Origin of the sequence: Nostoc sp. (assembly GCF_036917315.1) — a bacterium.
In the GTDB taxonomy this organism is placed as follows: domain Bacteria; phylum Cyanobacteriota; class Cyanobacteriia; order Cyanobacteriales; family Nostocaceae; genus Nostoc.
On record NZ_JBALDR010000019.1, the window covers coordinates 1 to 17,185 of the forward strand.

Genomic DNA, 17,185 nt, shown 5'->3' on the forward strand with positions numbered 1-17,185 from the left:
CGATCGCAACTCGCTATGATAAACGGGCGACCAACTTTCTCGGTGCAATTTATCTAGCTGCTTCTGTTATTTGGCTCAATTGATGACACGCCCTACAACGACTCTAAATAGTTCAAAAGATCCGCCATTTCTTGAGCACTAGGTTGGAATTTTGGCATTGGCGGTGTTTCGCCACTGATCACTTGGTGAATCAGCCCATACCGAGACTTGTGCTTTGAAACAGCTTGCAAACTGGGCCCCACTCGCCCGTCTGCTTCCAAGCCATGACAACCAGCACAGTTAATTTGGAAGATCGCGTGTCCTTGAACTGGGTTTCCTGTTAGGGATAGAACGCTCTTGACGTATGGATCGGAGGCTTGAACCAACTGAACACCAAAAAAGCCCAAAGGGACTGCTAGCAGTATAGCCAGCGTCAATAAAACGATCCGCTGAATCAAAATTTCAGGTTTGGTAATCTGGTTATCCAAAAGGTTTGCTGTGAAAGTCTAGGTGTGCTAAAAAGTTTTCATTTCCTACACATAGCTTAAAAGTTCTTGATTGTGTCTGCAAGCACAGAAGACTATTTTTTTGTGGACAGTCGCCCTCCAAAAGGCTGAAGGGCGCAGGATTCATACGAAATTTGGTAAAATCAAAAACAGGCAACGAATATTTAATAATTACAAAAAGGAGATTTACAGTGGTTGAACCCCTGCTATCAGGTATTGTCCTTGGTCTAGTTTTCGTAACTCTCGCCGGACTTTTTTACGCTGCATATAAGCAATACAAGCGCCCCAATCAGTTGGGGGGATGAGGGAGTGCTGAGTTTTGAGTGCTGAGTTTTGAGTGGGGGAGATGATGAGGATGAGGAAGATGAGGGGGAATAATAATTGTTTACTTGCTTCCTCTGCTGCCTCATCTCCCCTTGCTCTCTGATATTCTCCCTCTCCTCTCATTCCACATTTTTGTAGAAAGTAAGTGATGTGTTGCCGTAAACTTTCTGGCGGCAAATTTCCCAAGCGGGAATCTCTGGCGGTGTCCAACCGTGTGAGGCGTGTTCAACTGCGATTTCGCCGCTAGGATCTAAAAATTGATGGTGAGCGATCGCTTCTAATACTGGCTGGTACAATCCACTGGCATAAGGTGGATCGAAGTAGATTCTATCAAACTGCTTACCTGATAAAGTCTTTAACTGCTGGGTAATATCTCCCCGCAATACCCGAAATTCCTGGTCGGCATTAGTTAACTGCTGCCAATTTTGTTGGATGGTGGCACAGGCTCGGCTCGATTGTTCAATTCCCACTACTACGCTGGCTCCTCTACACAAAGCCTCTGCGCCCATTGAACCAGTGCCGGCGCACAAATCTAGCCAGCGACAACCTACAATTTCTCCTTGCCAAATATTAAAGACTGCCTCTCTTACTCGCGCACTAGTGGGTCTAGTTTCTTTACCTGGTAAAGTTTTTAGCTGGCGATTACCGTAAATTCTCAGGCTCATTGGTTATTAGTCATTAGTCATTAGTCATTAGTCATTGGTCATTAGTTTAGACAAAAGACAAAGAACAAATGACAAAAAGAATATTAGGCAGGAATTTTTTCGCGGACTTGAGCAACGAAATTAGACAGGATTTGCAATCCAATATTAGAGGATTTTTCGGGGTGAAATTGTACTGCCATCAGGTTTTCATGGGCGATCGCAGCTGTGACGGTTTGAGTACCGTGAGTAATAGTTGCTGCACGAATTAGCGGGTCTATTGGGTCAACATAGTAGGAATGGACAAAATATACCCAAGGATCTGACGGTAAATGCTCCCACAAAATACTTTTTGGTTGAGTGATTTCTAGTTGATTCCACCCCATGTGAGGAATAGTGATGTCAGCTTCTGGGCGAAACCGCCGCACTTTTCCTTTGATAATTCCTAGTCCTGGTTGAGTACCTTCTGCACTTGATTCAAAGAGAATTTGCAATCCTAAACAAATTCCCAAAAAAGGTTTACCAGATGCGATCGCTTCTTTAATCGGTTGTTCTAAACCACGCGATCGCAAGTGTTGCACTGCTGGATCAAATGCTCCCACTCCCGGTAGGACTATAGCATCTGCCTGCTCTAATTCCTTTGGAGAATAAGTAACATTAGGAGTTGCCCCAGCTTTTTCCAAGCCTTTACAAACTGAGTGCAAATTTCCCATCTCATAATCTACGACCGCAATTACTGGCATTTACCTGCTCCTTGTAAATTTATTATGGAGGGTTTTTCTATTCTAAATAATATTTGTTATGAAGAAAAGAATTCTATTAACTTCTTTTGACACTTGGCTAAAAGATCAACAGTCAAATTCTTCTGATGATTTATTACTTGAAGTTACCAAACTTGAGTTGATACCACATGACTTAACTTTTTTACGCCAATTACCCGTAGATGTGCAACTTGCCAGTACTCAGGTAATGGAAAAAATCAAGGCAATCCAACCTGATTACATTATCTGTTGTGGCATGGCTGCAAGCCGTACACAATTAAGCGTGGAAGCAGTTGCTAGCTGTGGAGAAAGTATTTTACAGACAGAAGTTGATTTAGAAAAATTGGTGGTGGGAGCAGAAAAAATTCAGATTAGCCACGACTGTGGGAAATTTGTTTGCGAGGGTCTTTACTATTCAGTGTTGGACTACTTAAGCCAAAATCAACTCACGGCACGTTGTATTTTTGTCCACGTTCCGGTTCTCAATCAAGAAAATTTGATGGGGATTATTGCCGATTTCGTATTAATTATTAACAAACTGGCACTTTCATCAAGCTGTTAATGTCTGTATGGTGAAAGAAATATCTAAGTATATGTTGCCATTGTTACTCATTTTCCCGATAGCCCAATTAACTCCTGCCACGCTACCACCTGAAGAAGTTGTACAACCACAAGAAGTACGACCTTTACCAGGTAAGTTGGATACAGTGCCAACGTTTAACAGCAATAGTCCAGAATTGGTTTTGAAGGAAGGAATCTTACTTTCTACCTTTCCACCAAATGGGAAAAAAGTGCCAACAGCGCATCTGAATTTTCCTTTTCGGGGACGATTTGATATTTTTGCCCATCACGTTGCCAGGGCTGAACCAGCAGAGAATTTACGTTCTCTTTATTTAGGGATAATTTTGCATAACCCTAGTTCGGAAACAGTGAAGGTAAATATTTGGCAGGCGGCGAGTTATTTGAGTCAACCGGATGCACCATTTATTCAATTACCATCTTTTAGCCAAAACCTTTTAGGTAAAGTTTTTGCCGGGCCAGGCGATCGCGTCATGTCTGATGTGCTTCGGGGAGTGCGACAAGAGATTTTTCCTGCCCAAATTGAGATTCCACCAAAGCAGAGTCGGATGTTACTAAATTTACCAATTCCTGTGCAGGGATTGACACCACCCTTAAATGGTCGGTCTACATTCATGCGACTGCAAAGTGATGGCACTGTCTATGCAGCTAGCCTAGCGATGTTTGCACGGGAGAATCCTGATGGCAGTGAGCGATCGCCTACTTTAGAAGAGTGGCAAAATTTACTTAATAATAGTGATGTGGCTGGCCCACGCGATAAAACCCCCACTCCCCTAGAAGAAACTGGAAAGCCAAGAATTTATGGGCGTGTTGCGGGAGTGGTTGGTGGTTCACGATGGAGAGCCTTATTAGTAGATAAGCCTAAAGCTAGATATCTAACTATTCCCCAGTCTGGTCAAGTGTTTTCCTACGCTCTGAGTACCCTGCATGGCGGTACATTAGGAACTGGTCAAATTCAAAGTGCGCCTATGCTAGTGCGCTATCCTGACACCGCATATCGCGCTCATGGCAACTATGGAATTCAATATAATCTGAAGTTGCCGTTATACAACAATACTCAAAGTTCTCAAACTGTTAGTGTGTCGATACAAACACCACTCAAGGAAGATCGGTTAGTCAAACCAGGGTTACGCTTTTTGAGTACACCAGCTCCTCAAGTATTTTTTCGAGGGACAGTGCGAGTACGTTACAAAAATGACCAAAATCAGCCACAAACTGAGTTTGTGCATTTAGTGCAAAAGAGAGGTCAAGCAGGAGAACCGTTAGTTTTATTAAAGATGAAACCAGGCGATCGCTCTTTGGTAGAAGTAGACTTTCTCTATCCGCCGGATGCTACACCACCGCAAGTATTAACAGTTTCAACTCAGACTGAACCTCGGTAAGAAGTCATGGGTAATGGGTAATCGGTAAGAGTTTTTTTCTAATTACCTGTTACCAAAAAATAATTAAAGCCTGTTCTCAAGTTTTTCATCCCAAGTTTCTATATTTAGGGTGAATACTTATTCCGCCCCATGCGTTGCAATAGAAATAGCAAACTATAGCAGGCAATAAAGGGACGGCATGGCAACCGATCAAAGAATGAATCAAGGAACTGAATTAAATTCGCTCCAGCCGCTTGTTGGAATCTTGATTTTACTGGTAGAGGATGAGCCAGATATTGCAGATTTGTTCACCTTCATTTTGGAAGCAGCTGGTGCAGAGGTAATGGCTTTAACCGATGCAGAAGAAGCTCTTGCCTTAGTTGAATCGCTTCATCCCGATATTCTGGTGTGCAACATGAAGTTGCCCGAACATGATGGAAATTGGTTAATTAAGCAAATTCGAGTGCATTCTCGCCAATTTTTAAGGCAGTTGCCTGCGATCGCTATCACTTCTTATACACGGGAAGTATCAAGCTATAAGGCTTTGAATGCTGGTTTTAATCGATTTCTAGTCAAGCTTGAGAGTCCAGAAGAAATTGTAGATGAGATTGTCCACCTGTTATCTACCGATCTGTAAATATAACTAGCTAGCCTCGATCTCGTTTTTGATACTGATTTCGCGCAATACTCTGTGGAAGCGCATAGCTAGCTATACACTCCTACAAACGAGTTTAAGAAAGGAAACCATATAACCCTAAGTGAATAGGGTAAAATGTTCAATATATTTGTTAACCTCGTTGAAAACCCTTTGCTGGCTTTTGTTGCCCCTTACCCTTGGGCTTAGATTTGTTAACTTCTCCTAAAGCTTCCTGAAATAAGTTATGCAAATGTATGGGTACACTGGCAATGTCTGGCAACTCTGGCTCAATAGGTTTGTGGAATTCTTGCAAAAGTGCATCCAAGTCACTTTCAAGCCTAAACTCTGGACGTTGCAAAAATGTTTGCAACACATTTTCTAATTGAGTTGGATACTGTTGTGCTAATCGATGCCAAATAAAAGCATTAATACTTTTATCTTCGAGGTAATAGCGAACTAGTTTTTCCGCTCCTTGAACACTTTGCCAGTCCTCTGTCGATAAGATGGCTTGTACTTTACTATATGTTGGTAAAAACATTTGTCCCCAACGGGGATGAGAGAGAGCCGTTACCTGTTCTGCTTTCTTGAGTTCAGCAGGCAAATCAACCTTTGGCATAACCATTTTGCTCTTGCTGCTTTTGCTGTTAAACATCTCAGAGACTACGTTGGAATCTGCACCAAATTCTTCTGCGGCTGCTTTTATTTCTTCGTCGCCAATTCCAGCTGCTTCTGCCACTTCAGCAAGAGATTTAGAAGTATCAATTCCTGCGGCTGCAAAGGTTTTTTCAGTAATTACTTCTTGAAATTCCGCTATTTTTTTATTGAGCTGGTATCCAGGTAGTGTGATTTCATCAGTCCCAAAAAAGTCCACAAACTGCTGATGATATTTTTCTACTGACTGCCAGGCTTCTTCTAGTAAGTCTGGAGCATCGCTGTAAAGATTACTTTTATAGTTTTCTTTGAAATTACCAATTGCTACAGCAAGTTTTGGTTTACCTAATTTACCCATTATTGTGTAAGGCCCAGAAAACATCCAGTAGCTATCGGTAACGGGAGAAATGCGAGTTAGCAAGATTTCTCCGACTTTCAACCGAGATATTGCCTGTAATGTTTGAGTATTGTTTGGCTTGACAATGTAGTGTTTATCTGTTAACCAATTTGTCAATTCAAAGCCATCAGCTAGAATATTCGTTATGGCAAATAAGCCAATAAAACTATGATGCCAACTATTGATTAAGCTGCGATCGCTTTCTGCTAAATCTGGATGGCTTTCGATAAACAACTCTAATGGAGACTTATCACCGACTTTCCCGGCTGTCAAAAAGCTATCGATGGTTAAGTCCTGCTGCGTACTATCCCCACTTCCACGACGTAACTGTTCTGCGGCATAACTTTCCAGTGCTTGTGCCAGTTCGCCTTCAGCATCAAGGACAAAATCAACTAAGGCTTGTTTTAATTCGTGCGATCGTTCTAATATGACATCCACAAGTTAATCTCTCGGTGCAACAGATGTAGATTATAGCTTTTGAGAGAATTTCAGCATCTAGCAATAGCTAGATTTATGGAGATGCACACTTAGCAAAATAGGTTTTATCATGCAGGCATACTAAAGACGACATCTTGCACAGCCTGCTTACTCCATACACCTAAAATACTATTCCTCGACGAATCCACAATTAGACTGGATGTAATTGCTCGTCAAGAATTACGCGACCTCATCCGAGAATGGAACTGTAGGGGAAGCGCATCTTTTTTTCTGATTCTTGCTTGTACTTGATAAAGCGCAGAAAGTCCAGAGTTTCTTGTACAAAAAACTCTTGAGAGAATTTATCCAATGAATTCAATTTCTTGGGGTAGGAGTTTTTTGAGAGTTATAAATATAAAGAAAAATGGGAATATAGGAGTTTGATTTCCAGACTTTTTTCAAAACCTACTATGCAAACATAGTTCGTTTGTACTATTTTTGTATTTGTAGATTTTATTACAGGCATATTATGAAAAGCGATCCTAATCAGAGTAAGGAAGCAAATTATAACACTGGACTGAGTGTTATTTTCTCTGAAAAAGCTCTCATTGCATTGTTGCATATCATACTTGCCTTAGGTATTGCTCATCTACAATTTAGCAGTTCAGCTAATCAAGAACACCCTGCAAAAGTTTTGCAAGACAAACACAATTAGTAAGGTTTTTACTAGGGAAATATGAGAAATTGCGAAAACTTGCACAAAGGATGATTGCTTATGTCTAGAGGCGGTTCCAGAAAAGGTTCAGGTCGTAAATATAAATTTGGGGAGCCACTTGCAGAGATTGGTGTTCCTTCATCAATCAGCAATGACTTGATTGTGGTAATAGAGTACCTCTGGGAAAAGGGAATAAGAGGAAAAGAATTGATAGATGCTCTACGTTCGGCAGAGTTTCGCAAAATCAGGAAGTATGACTATGCAGTATCAGCAGGCACACACAGCACATCCAGCGTTGGAGGAGATTCAATGAACATCGATTATGAAGAAATTGATCTCCGTGAGGAACTGATCAATGAATCAAATAAAACGGTCATCTTACCTGTAATGGGAGACTCAATGATAGGTATTGGTATATATCCTGGTGATTGGTTAATTGTTGAATTGATTAATCCTCTATATCAAAAGCCTAAGGAGCAAGAGATTGTTATAGTTTCTGTGGATGATGAGACTTTAGTTAAACGTTATAGCAGGGAAAAAGGAGAGGTAGTTTTAGTATCGGAGAACGAGAACCACGAGCCAATCAGACGCTCTGAAGGAGCAATTTATATTTCAGGAATTGTGAAAAGTGCTATACGTCGCAATTTATCAAAAAGGTTGCCGAATAGATAACCTTTCTACAGGAGGACTCATTGATAAGTTACTTAGCAGCTTTTTTCAAACCTTGCCATCTTTGTCGCAATCGCTGCAAGTTAGGTGTATGACCGCCATAACGCCAGCCAACATAGGCTTGACAAATTTCATCTATAACCTCAGCAGTTGCTAGAGCATGATGCTGGTATGAGACTCTGGCATACTCTAAAGGTGTTTGTGCTGGATGTTTGCCTAAACCTTTTTGGGTTGTCCATTGCAGCATTTGTTGATAAAGGCTCTCCATCGCTGGCAATTTCTTTAACCGGCGACGGTTGCGCCACTCTCGCCACTGACCCCAACCCAGCCAACCAAAGAAAGCTGCTGTAGTTGACAAGATTAAGCCAGTTAACACGCCGAACCAACCTTGAGAGAATAAAGCTAAAAACCAAGCGATCGCTCTAATCACCCATTTAAATATTGTCTCAAATACATTATTCAACAAACCTGTCACCGGAGAAGGTAGCCAGCCAGCAACCCAATGCCACAATTGGCGCAAGACACTAAAAGTCTGAGTGTCTTCAATTGAAGGTGGTATCAAAGGATGATTGGGAATAGGGTCAAAGGCAAACCAACCATATTTAGGAAAATACACTTCTGTCATCGCATAAGCGTCAGTATTACGGACAACGTACAGTCCTGTAAATGGATTAAATTCTCCTGAACTAAACCCTGCTACCAACCGCGCTGGAATGCCAATGGAACGTAGCATCACCGTGAGAACTGTAGAGAAGTGGTCTGGATAGCCTCCCTTTTGCTTAAACAAAAAAGTTTCTACCAAGTCTTCTTTTTCACTCAAATAAGGTAGGTCTAAGGGATTTTGGGGAATAGAGTAGCGTTGCTTTAAATATTGAGCTAAATAGAGAGCCTTCTCATAAGGTGAATCCAAGCTTTTAGCAGACTTTGCGACTTTTTCTTGATTGTAGTTAGCGAGGATTTCTTCGGTACGTTGCCGGACTTTTTCAGCAATTTCGGGAGGAATTTGCAGATAATGCTTTTTAATTTGTTGGGGATATTTAGTAGAAGCTTCACCTAACAAAGTGCGATCGCGGTATGGTACTTCAGAAATTATTGTGTAGGTAAAACCTTCTGATAATTCTACAGGCGATCGCAATCCGTCTTCTTTATCAACAGCGATGACTGGTGCTGGAAAGTAAACTTCCTTGGGATAAGTCATCGCCGGAATCAGATTAGGCAAATCCGACACCACTGTATAAGTTTGTACTACCTCTTGGGTTTTACCAGTGAGTACAGATGGGGAAAGAAAAATTTGGTAAGACCAAGGCGATCGCCTAACAGTCGTAACATTTTCATTGCGAGAAACTTCCCATCCCTTACCTGTATAGCGATCGAATGCTAATACTCGCCAAAAACCCTCAGCTTGCGATCGCACCCGCATGACAACCTTGGGTTTCATCTCGCCCCGCAGGTTTTGATTCATTTGGCTATTAAAACCGTAATAAAAATTATTATCTACTTTACCTGGTTGACCAGTTTTATTTTGTCCCGTACCACCGCTACCACTGCCTTGACTCTCACCTTTACCTTGGCGGACATAACCGGGATTAATGATACTACGACCAGTGAAATTACTTTTTACTTGAATGGCAGAACTTACAGGAAAATTCCGTAATTGATAGCCGGGAAATCTGGGTAAAACAGCAAAAATTGCCAGCCCCAGACCGACAATTATTAAAAAAGTTAAAATTAAAAATTTAAAATTAAGACTTGAGGAATTCTTCTGATTGAATTTTTCCTTTTGAGCTTTTAATGGCTGCAAACCCAAGCGCGAGCGGTAATCTAGTACTAGAGTTGGCAGAGCGATCGCTAAAAACAACAGCAACACAGGTGCAAATGCTAAAGTCTGACTTAGGGTTGCTGCCACACCCAATAAAATCAGTCCGATAACGATCGAATAGCCCAAATTTTTCCGGCGGGGTGTATCAAAGCTGTGTAACACCTGGAGTTGAATTAATAACTCTGCCAAACCCAACCGCGTATCATTCAACTCTCCCGCTAATCGCCCAAAGAAAGCACCCAGTGCTACTAACATTCCGATGGCGATACAGAATTGAATTGCAATATTGCGATCGCGGCGACGATAATAACTCCAAATTGCACCCACTACACTCAGGGGTAACGCCCAAAAACTGAATGAAGTCTCAGCGGCAATATCTGTCGCCACAATTCCCAAAATAACCAACGCTAGCACCAGCACCCGCAATAAAATTGAATCTTCCACTTCAATCAAAGGCGACCCCTGCGGATTTTGCCGCCAGAAGTTACCTACACGCCAAAACCGATTTATCTTGGATAAGTTAAGCATTTCGAGTCTAAGTGAAAATTCCACGGAAACAATGCTGAGGACAAAACTATTCGCCCTACTTTAAAGTATTCCCGTTAGAAGAAGCTTTCTTATCCTGCCTTCACGCATCTATGAAGGTTTAGCGCCTATTTTAAAAGTTAAAATCCTCCCAATAAGTTCCCTCCCCTTTATCAGGGGAGGGTTAGGGTGGGGTAAAACCTTGGTTAATCAGCTATTTCAGACTTGTGTGTACACCATAGCCCCCCAAGCGAGGTGGGGTTCTTCGGCTTAAGTAAGTAATCAATCGAACATGATATGACGTTACCGCGAACTGTAACGTCAAGCGCAAACATAATTTTTTATAAAAAAACAACCCAACCGAATAAATTCGTTGTGAAAAATTGGTGGCTTGGTAAAATAAAGGCGAAATCAGCACAACACAAGGAACTAACTCGTTCCTCAGGCTTTGCTAGTAACCCAGTAGACTGACGAGTACCCACAAAAAATCAATTATGGGATGGAGGGTGAGTTTACACCCACTGCTTACCTGTAATCACACTTCAGTATAAGGAAGCACCCTGTTGCTAGTAGTATCTAGAGACTGAAAAAGCCCAAGGCAACAGCTAAGAAATAGTTACCTTAAGATTATTCGGCATTACGTACCAGAGGTGGCAATTAAAGTTACACAGTGGGATTAATCACAAACAACAACGACTGTTCGTCTATTTCTGGAAACTCAACTTCCAGAGTATAAGTTGGGTTAAGTTGCTCACAGCCTAACTCTACATTTAAGTATCCCGAAGTCGAAGATGTTGTCATTGCTAAAGTGCCACTTCCCCGCAGCGTCAAAGTTCCTTTAACAGGTAACTCAGCTTGAACAAGCAACTTCGTAAGTTTACCTAGAGACTGGTATTCTACTCTGATGTTCAAAGCACCAACACTGGTTAGCCATTGTCTTTCTACCACCGGGCTGGTTGCTGAAACTGGTAGAGTCAGATTTTCCAGCAGTTGTTTAGCTGCTAGCAACGACAAAGCCATCTGTTGACGCGGTTGTAAATCTGAGTAATCGCTCTGAATAGCGGGCATTGTCTCCAGAGTACTTGCAGACCGATAGGTGCTTCTTAACACCAATCCAGCTATATCATTTAGTGCTTGAGACTCATTGGGAAAAAAGTTCTCCACCACTTGAACTAATTTTGCCCCCAACGGCACTGAAGATGTCACTAAAGCCTGACACTGTTCTAGCAATTGCTGGAAAACTCTTTCCGGTAAGCGGGTTGGCAAGGTCAACTTTGACTGTTGTACCATCCATCCCCAGCTAGGAACGAGTGTCATTGAAGGCTCATCAACAAAATCAGGATATTCGATTAATTGTGTTTCCCAGGGAAACAACGGTGGGTGCTCTTGAGCTTGGATTTGTAACCGATTCTTAAGGACAGCTTGAAAACGATCTTGCACAGTAGGAATTTCTCCCAATTGAAAGGTCTGGGGCGTTCCTCCCAATTTTGGCTCACTGCTTTTTGAAGCAGTGGCTTCATTGAGGAGTTTTTTTACCCCGTCATTTTCCTCACATTCTACCGATTGCTCGTTATTTTTGACATCATCTGTCAACAACCAATCGAGACACCGGTGTTGTAAGGATTCTGAGTCACTATTCATGAGTAGATGCACCCGATCCGGAAACTAATGAGTTACGAATTTCCCAAGCTTGCTCAAGAATCTTAAACCATCGTTTTTGCAGTTGTGCCATTGACAGCCCTAAAGTTTTTGCTATTTTTTCATCAGCTTGTCCTTGTTGCTTCAACTCTAATAAAGACCGTTGCTTATTGTCCAGCTGTGCTGTGTATACTTGCCATTGCTGGGGAGTTAAACCCAAATTGGTATGCAAAGAAGCTTCCAGCCACTCGTGAACTAATTCCCAACGGTGCAACAGGGCGAATCGAATCAAATGATACTTAAAGCGCTGCTGCAAATAATCTCTCTGACGAGGAGTTAAACCTAAAACCGATTCAATTTCCTGTGCTGATAAATCCTGGAGGCGAAGAGAAAAGTAATCAGCACAGTCAGATTGTTGCCGTTGTTCGAGATAATTCATTAATTCTGTAACCACAACGGAACGCAAGGTGTCTTCTTCGGGTTCGGGTTCGGCTTGCGTTGCCATTGTGGAGCGCAATTGGTGAATTGCTGGTTCTTCCCAAGAACCGTCACCTTCATTATTGCTACCTTCTGCGGCTTGTTCTATATCTACGCTGGTTTCTGGAGGCTGCTGTTGGGAAAAAGTTTGCGCCCGCAGAATAATTAGCTGTTGCTGACGGCCTGGTAAGGGAATGCGTCGCTTGCCGTAGCGCTCGGTAAATGCCATATACTCGGACAATTCCAAGAGCGTCTGAGGGCGATAAGTGGCACCAAGCTGATTTTCTCGGCGGAAAGCGTTCAACGCCTCTAGATAAAAACTCTGTAAGAAATCTTCAATTATAGTCAGTCGCCCTTGATAGCTCAATTGCTTCTGAGGCGGATTAATATATCGATAAATAATTGCACTCAAAGTACTGTGTAATTCGACTCTGCCCCGATTTGAACCCAACTGATAGTACCTGAGACACTGTTGCAGCCGATGCCGAGCCAGGGTCATCGCCGAGCTTTCTACAGACCCAGAAGCTTGGATACGTTTACTCTCATGACAAATCCGGTAGACTTCGGTGGTGATACGTCTTGCTACATCGTGGCAATTCTGTTCCGAAGCTTTAGTTGACTGCTGAAACTCCTTGGACAGGAGTTGAAAGATCGCCTCCACGCCTGTAGAATTTTCTCCCAGAATAGTTGCAGATGGAATAGTTGCGGTTGCGGCTGAATTCATAGTCTCGGTTTTCAAAAGACCCTAACTTACTTAAATACAACCTGTACGACTGTGGGTATTGGCTGGTTTGGTTTTACGTATAAGCTAAACGCAGGCCAATCCTATATTGAGGATATGGCTGATTTTATTATTCCCAATTCTGATGGGATTGTTCACACTTGATAGATGTTATTGCCATTACCCAAGAGCCGTATACAAGTCATTATGGATTTAGAAGCACAAATTCAATTGCTGATTGACAATGCACCCCGCGATGGTATGACACCACATCTTGTTGCAGCAATTGCTCCTGCCCTTAGAGCGATCGCTCAAAAGTTACGCTACTCCCAGTACTATATTCTCCAAAATTCGGAGGCAAGCTGGGTTTTAACTACGTTGAGCAATCGTGCTAATCCAGGATTGGAAAAGCGTGTGATTTACGCTTTCCCTACCATACAGGATGTCTCTCTAATTTCCCCTGCTGGGCTTGACCCTCAAATGCTAGCTAAAATTACTCCTGTCACCCATATTTTGTTCCAATTGGTGGCATTAGAACCCGTAGATAGTATCGTTTTTTTGGAGACGCCGGGTAAGACCACTCATACCGTCGAAGTTCGGCGCACTGAACTAGAAAAACTTATGCAGAAACAGTTACGACAACAGCGATCGCCTAAACAGATCCCCCCTGATATTGCATAGAAAAATTTTGGATGTGGGATTTTTTAGATACAATCCCACATCCAAAATTTTAAATCTCAAATTTCTTTAAAAAAGTTTTCTAAATCAGTAAAAAAAGAAATTTTTTCTTTCCGTTCCATCATACGAGTGACTCAACTTTCGGTGAAACCTAAAATTGATTAAAAAATAGTTATCAGTGAACATTTTTCCGTTTTTAAGTTTTAGTTTCCTAGTGAAGCAGAGTTTTATACTTAAGAACTTTCACATCAAAAAATAATCCCATTCTTTATTGTGAGGTGGCCAGTAGCCAAAAGCGGGCAAGTATTTAGAGTAAGCGCTCAGTCGAACACTATCCACCCCAGAAGTAGTAGTAATTTATTTTTTGGAAATCTCTAATAAGAACCTCCAAATAAAACCCCACTTTCTACCTGTTAAATAAGTGGATTGAATTAAACATTAAACTGCTTTAGTGCATTAAAGCGTTAACACAACACTTCAGGTTTTCGGTACGTTACGGAAGCCACAACACACCTACATCTAAATCCCCACTTTCTACCTGAGAACTCCGATCACTGATTTAATAGAGGCGACTCAGTGTGTACTCAGCGATGTTAATCAATGCCTGGTGGGATTCTGAGGATGGGAGAACTGCAAGATGTTCAATTGCCAACTTAGCATGATGAGCAGCTAACTCTCGCGCCTGCTGTATACCTTGACTATCTTGAATCAGTGCTAGTGCTTGCTCTAAATCTCCTTCTTGAGCAAACTCTCGTTCAATCAGCACTTCCAAAGATGGTTTTTCTGCCAAAGCAAATAAAACGGGTGCAGTTAGATTACCACTTTTAAGATCCGACCCCGCTGGTTTACCCAAGGTATCTGTTGTACTGGTGAAATCTAAAATGTCATCAACAATTTGAAATGCTATACCAAAATGACGGCCGTAGCTATACAGATGCTCAACAGTTTCTCGCGAGACTTCACTGAGTAACCCAGCAGCTTTAGAACTGTTGGCGATTAGGGAAGCTGTTTTGTAGTAACTCTTCTCAATGTAAGTTTCAATAGAGATACCAGCATCAAAACGATTTAGTCCCTGCTGAATCTCCCCAGTAGCTAGATCCATAATGACTTCTGAGAGCAGTTTCACTACCTCCAAATTGTCCAAGTTTGCTAAATACCAGGACGATTGGGCAAAGAGAAAATCTCCTGCTAAGATGGCAATGCGGTTCCCGAACAAACTATGAACGGTAGGAACGCCTCGCCGCACGTCTGATTCATCTACCACATCGTCATGTACCAAGCTTGCTGTGTGAATCATTTCTGTAATCTCAGCAAGGCGGCGATGACGCGATGTAATGTCTTGTTCTAACATTGTTGCCCGCGATATTAGCAGGACAATTGCTGGTCTGATACGCTTTCCCCCAGCTCCGAATAAATGTTCGGCTGCTGCAAACAGAATGGGGTGGCGATTTCCAACTAGCTGTTTTAGGTTATCTGCTAGTAGTCGCAGGTCTGCTTCCACAGGGGTAAACAGGGAGGTGGCTGGGGTCATGTATGGGCGGACTCTGACTTAGGTTACGAAAGTTTACATATCCTATACTCATTTTAAGATAACCCTGTGCCAGCGCAAAGTTTTCATAAGGTAATCCCATTTTTATGAGTCTATGGGTGATAATTAAGGTTGTCGAGGTTTTTGTCAATAAGTAATTGTGCTTATTTTGTGGCTACTCAAACTTTAAACTAACTTAAAAGATGAATTCTCAGTACACGGGATAAATTCCAAATTAAATTGTGTTAAGTAGTTTCTCATCTCACCTTTCTTGCCACAGTTCTCAAGATAATTTAAGCAATATTACTTATTGACAAAAATCCAGCGTTTTAAATTCGTCGCTAAGAGGCAAGGCTAAATTTCTCCAAATTGAGGTGTAGCTCTTCAAAAAATTTGAAATTTAGCAGCCGAATAAGCTCAAAATTCAGGGTCGTTGTGTTACGCTAAAATATAGGAATTTTAAATTTTGTAAGATATTCGCACCCCAAAAGTTAAGTCAGCGACTAGTTGATTTTACTGACTTGGTGTTGTGAGTCTAAAATAAATATTCGTCGGTTAGATTAAGGGAATAAATTCTTTAATTTTTCCTACGATAGGCAAAACTCCTGGTTTGGAGCTGTGTGATATCCCTATGGGAAGTCGCTACACGTACTCAGCGCACGTAGAGCGCAAGCATTGCTCTTTTCACAGCAGTTTGAGCAAAAATAAAGCAGATCGGGTAGACCGCTGAAAATCGTAGTTTTAGATTGCTAAACGGCAAACTAACTGCTGTGGGATCTATGGTCTGCAAGAAGTCGCATTAGCTCATAAATTCTTCGTCCGTAGAGGATTTTGTCTATATAGGTAATTTTACCATAGGAAACTACAGCCATCAAGAATGCACTTGCTTGGCTGAGGTTCTACTAATTTTATGGAATTTTATATTCGTTTAGAAGGGTGCTAGTAGAACAATGATTTACGGAAGTATACCTATGATGATTTTTATTTTAGCCTCTGGATATTTGTTCACAGTCTACCTGTTATTAGCACTGGCGAAGCGAACCGGTACAAAGACTGTTCCTACAAGTTTCCGTTCATCTACTGAAGGAAAACATAAACAGGAGATATCAGTTAATAGTCAATAGTCATTTGTCCTTCGTCCTTCGTCATTTGTTTCGATAAATGACTAAGGACGATGGACTAGGGACTAATTAGTTTTATTGGAGTTGGGAAATAGCTATATCAGTGAAGGAAACCTCTTCAACCATTGGGGTATAGCCTAGCCACTGAACTCCTGACTGGGAAAACTGTTGCGGACAACCGCTGACGGCGAAGCGAGTTGGCAATGGTAGGTGAGTATTTTTTAAGCCTAGTAAGTCTAGTTCTTGGGTGCAAGCTGCCACAACATGAACAGCTGGATCGACCAACTGGACTTGAGAGGGGAGGAGCGATCGCAGTACTGGTGTAAGGTGGGGATAATGGGTACAGCCGTGAACTAAGGTGTCAATTTCCTGCTCTAATAAAGGCTCTAGGTAGCCTCGTGCGACTTCCGCAGTGTAAGGGTCGTGAATGCGGTTTTGCTCAATCAGTGGCACAAACTCTGGACATCCAACTTGCCAGACTTGGACATCAGGAGCAATTTCAAGAATAGCGTGCTTATAAGCATTACTTTTAGCTGTAGCTGGAGTGGCAATTACACCAATCCGCTTTCCTTGCTGCACCGCAGCTTTTGCACCCGGTAGGATTACTCCCAAAATAGGTATGCTGAATTCTTGACGCACGGTTTCTAGGGCTAAAGCAGAACTGGTGTTGCAAGCCATAATTACCATTTTTACCTGCTGCTGTTGTAGCCAGGTAATAATTTCACGTGTAAATCGTAAAATTTCTGCTTGTGAACGAATTCCATAAGGAAGTCTAGCTGTATCCCCAAAGTAAACAATTGATTCATTGGGGAGTTGTCGATATATTTGTCGCAGTACTGTTAGCCCACCCACACCACTATCAAAAATGCCAATTGGGGCACGTTGGGGTTCTCGATCGGAAAAATCGTCAAGATTCCCTTCAAAAATGGAAGATGAATACACAGGCAGATATATATTTAGGTTTTGGGATTTAAAATACAGAATTTAGCAGACAATCTCCAATTTGACCACTAAATTCTGCGCGTCAAAGAAGTTTAAATA

The 17,185-nt window shown here is 41.9% G+C and carries 16 protein-coding genes; 7 read left to right on the forward strand and 9 right to left on the reverse strand.

Annotated features, from left to right (window positions below; translation table 11 throughout):
* Positions 1-92 precede the first annotated feature (92 nt).
* A complete protein-coding gene (locus tag V7K84_RS10645) occupies positions 93-467 on the reverse strand; it encodes a c-type cytochrome (protein WP_099100046.1) in 375 nt (124 codons plus the stop codon).
* A 209-nt stretch (positions 468-676) separates the two neighbouring features.
* Here V7K84_RS10645 and petG point away from each other — a divergent pair, with 209 nt between their 5' ends.
* Positions 677-790 carry a cytochrome b6-f complex subunit V gene (gene petG / locus V7K84_RS10650; RefSeq protein WP_063721252.1) on the forward strand — a complete coding sequence of 38 codons (114 nt, stop codon included), beginning with the start codon at positions 677-679 and terminating at the stop codon, positions 788-790.
* 138 nt (positions 791-928) lie between these two features.
* Here the strand turns inward: petG and rsmD are convergent, their stop codons facing one another.
* Both rsmD and hisH read right to left on the reverse strand, forming a co-directional pair.
* Positions 929-1,474, reverse strand: a complete 546-nt coding sequence (rsmD, locus tag V7K84_RS10655; RefSeq protein WP_334837924.1) for a 16S rRNA (guanine(966)-N(2))-methyltransferase RsmD — start codon at positions 1,472-1,474, stop codon at positions 929-931.
* Between the two features lie 83 nt (positions 1,475-1,557).
* Positions 1,558-2,193, reverse strand: a complete 636-nt coding sequence (hisH, locus tag V7K84_RS10660; RefSeq protein ID WP_322674225.1) for an imidazole glycerol phosphate synthase subunit HisH — start codon at positions 2,191-2,193, stop codon at positions 1,558-1,560.
* A gap of 58 nt (positions 2,194-2,251) precedes the next feature.
* Between hisH and V7K84_RS10665 the strand changes: the two genes are divergently transcribed.
* From V7K84_RS10665 to V7K84_RS10675, 3 genes are all read left to right on the forward strand, one after another.
* The gene (locus tag V7K84_RS10665; RefSeq protein WP_334837925.1) at positions 2,252-2,773 is read left to right on the forward strand and encodes a pyroglutamyl-peptidase I family protein; all 522 of its coding nucleotides are present in this window, start codon (positions 2,252-2,254) and stop codon (positions 2,771-2,773) included.
* Between the two features lie 31 nt (positions 2,774-2,804).
* Positions 2,805-4,172 carry a DUF3370 domain-containing protein gene (locus V7K84_RS10670; RefSeq protein WP_334837961.1) on the forward strand — a complete coding sequence of 456 codons (1,368 nt, stop codon included), beginning with the start codon at positions 2,805-2,807 and terminating at the stop codon, positions 4,170-4,172.
* A 178-nt stretch (positions 4,173-4,350) separates the two neighbouring features.
* Entirely contained in the window at positions 4,351-4,788 is a 438-nt protein-coding gene (locus V7K84_RS10675; RefSeq protein WP_334837927.1) for a response regulator, read from the forward strand.
* Positions 4,789-4,939: 151 nt separating this feature from the next.
* Here the strand turns inward: V7K84_RS10675 and V7K84_RS10680 are convergent, their stop codons facing one another.
* Positions 4,940-6,274, reverse strand: a complete 1,335-nt coding sequence (locus V7K84_RS10680; RefSeq protein WP_334837929.1) for a hypothetical protein — start codon at positions 6,272-6,274, stop codon at positions 4,940-4,942.
* A gap of 508 nt (positions 6,275-6,782) precedes the next feature.
* Here V7K84_RS10680 and V7K84_RS10685 point away from each other — a divergent pair.
* Together V7K84_RS10685 and V7K84_RS10690 are read left to right on the forward strand one after the other, a co-directional pair.
* A complete protein-coding gene (locus V7K84_RS10685; RefSeq protein ID WP_334837931.1) occupies positions 6,783-6,968 on the forward strand; it encodes a hypothetical protein in 186 nt (61 codons plus the stop codon).
* A 60-nt stretch (positions 6,969-7,028) separates the two neighbouring features.
* A complete protein-coding gene (locus V7K84_RS10690) occupies positions 7,029-7,640 on the forward strand; it encodes a LexA family protein (protein WP_334837932.1) in 612 nt (203 codons plus the stop codon).
* A 28-nt stretch (positions 7,641-7,668) separates the two neighbouring features.
* On the opposite strand, the gene V7K84_RS10695 is transcribed toward V7K84_RS10690, so the two are convergent.
* From V7K84_RS10695 to hetZ, 3 genes are all read right to left on the reverse strand, one after another.
* Entirely contained in the window at positions 7,669-9,984 is a 2,316-nt protein-coding gene (locus tag V7K84_RS10695) for a transglutaminase TgpA family protein (RefSeq protein ID WP_334837934.1), read from the reverse strand.
* Between the two features lie 660 nt (positions 9,985-10,644).
* On the reverse strand, positions 10,645-11,622 hold the full coding sequence (locus tag V7K84_RS10700) for a PatU (protein ID WP_334837936.1): 978 nt from the start codon (positions 11,620-11,622) through the stop codon (positions 10,645-10,647).
* Positions 11,615-12,820, reverse strand: a complete 1,206-nt coding sequence (gene hetZ, locus V7K84_RS10705; RefSeq protein WP_094352496.1) for a heterocyst differentiation protein HetZ — start codon at positions 12,818-12,820, stop codon at positions 11,615-11,617. Before hetZ ends, V7K84_RS10700 begins: the two co-directional genes overlap by 8 nt.
* Before the next feature lie 204 nt (positions 12,821-13,024).
* Here hetZ and V7K84_RS10710 point away from each other — a divergent pair, with 204 nt between their 5' ends.
* Positions 13,025-13,498: a hypothetical protein gene (locus tag V7K84_RS10710; RefSeq protein WP_334837938.1), complete on the forward strand. Its 474-nt coding sequence runs from the start codon at positions 13,025-13,027 to the stop codon at positions 13,496-13,498.
* Positions 13,499-14,054: 556 nt separating this feature from the next.
* On the opposite strand, the gene sds is transcribed toward V7K84_RS10710, so the two are convergent.
* Both sds and murI read right to left on the reverse strand, forming a co-directional pair.
* Positions 14,055-15,026 (reverse strand): solanesyl diphosphate synthase, encoded by a 972-nt coding sequence (gene sds / locus V7K84_RS10715; protein WP_094352494.1) that lies wholly within the window; start codon positions 15,024-15,026, stop codon positions 14,055-14,057.
* Between the two features lie 1,193 nt (positions 15,027-16,219).
* The gene (murI, locus tag V7K84_RS10720; protein WP_334837940.1) at positions 16,220-17,086 is read right to left on the reverse strand and encodes a glutamate racemase; all 867 of its coding nucleotides are present in this window, start codon (positions 17,084-17,086) and stop codon (positions 16,220-16,222) included.
* Positions 17,087-17,185 lie beyond the last annotated feature (99 nt).

Bases quoted from the DNA above. Each gene is read 5' to 3' on its own strand.
- rsmD (WP_334837924.1), bottom strand. From the start codon at position 1,474: ATGAGCCTGAGAATTTACGGTAATCGCCAGCTAAAAACTTTACCAGGT.
- hisH (WP_322674225.1), bottom strand. From the start codon at position 2,193: ATGCCAGTAATTGCGGTCGTAGATTATGAGATGGGAAATTTGCACTCA.
- V7K84_RS10665 (WP_334837925.1), top strand. From the start codon at position 2,252: ATGAAGAAAAGAATTCTATTAACTTCTTTTGACACTTGGCTAAAAGAT.
- V7K84_RS10670 (WP_334837961.1), top strand. From the start codon at position 2,805: ATGTTGCCATTGTTACTCATTTTCCCGATAGCCCAATTAACTCCTGCC.
- V7K84_RS10675 (WP_334837927.1), top strand. From the start codon at position 4,351: ATGGCAACCGATCAAAGAATGAATCAAGGAACTGAATTAAATTCGCTC.
- V7K84_RS10685 (WP_334837931.1), top strand. From the start codon at position 6,783: ATGAAAAGCGATCCTAATCAGAGTAAGGAAGCAAATTATAACACTGGA.
- V7K84_RS10690 (WP_334837932.1), top strand. From the start codon at position 7,029: ATGTCTAGAGGCGGTTCCAGAAAAGGTTCAGGTCGTAAATATAAATTT.
- V7K84_RS10695 (WP_334837934.1), bottom strand. From the start codon at position 9,984: ATGCTTAACTTATCCAAGATAAATCGGTTTTGGCGTGTAGGTAACTTC.
- V7K84_RS10700 (WP_334837936.1), bottom strand. From the start codon at position 11,622: ATGAATAGTGACTCAGAATCCTTACAACACCGGTGTCTCGATTGGTTG.
- hetZ (WP_094352496.1), bottom strand. From the start codon at position 12,820: ATGAATTCAGCCGCAACCGCAACTATTCCATCTGCAACTATTCTGGGA.
- V7K84_RS10710 (WP_334837938.1), top strand. From the start codon at position 13,025: ATGGATTTAGAAGCACAAATTCAATTGCTGATTGACAATGCACCCCGC.
- sds (WP_094352494.1), bottom strand. From the start codon at position 15,026: ATGACCCCAGCCACCTCCCTGTTTACCCCTGTGGAAGCAGACCTGCGA.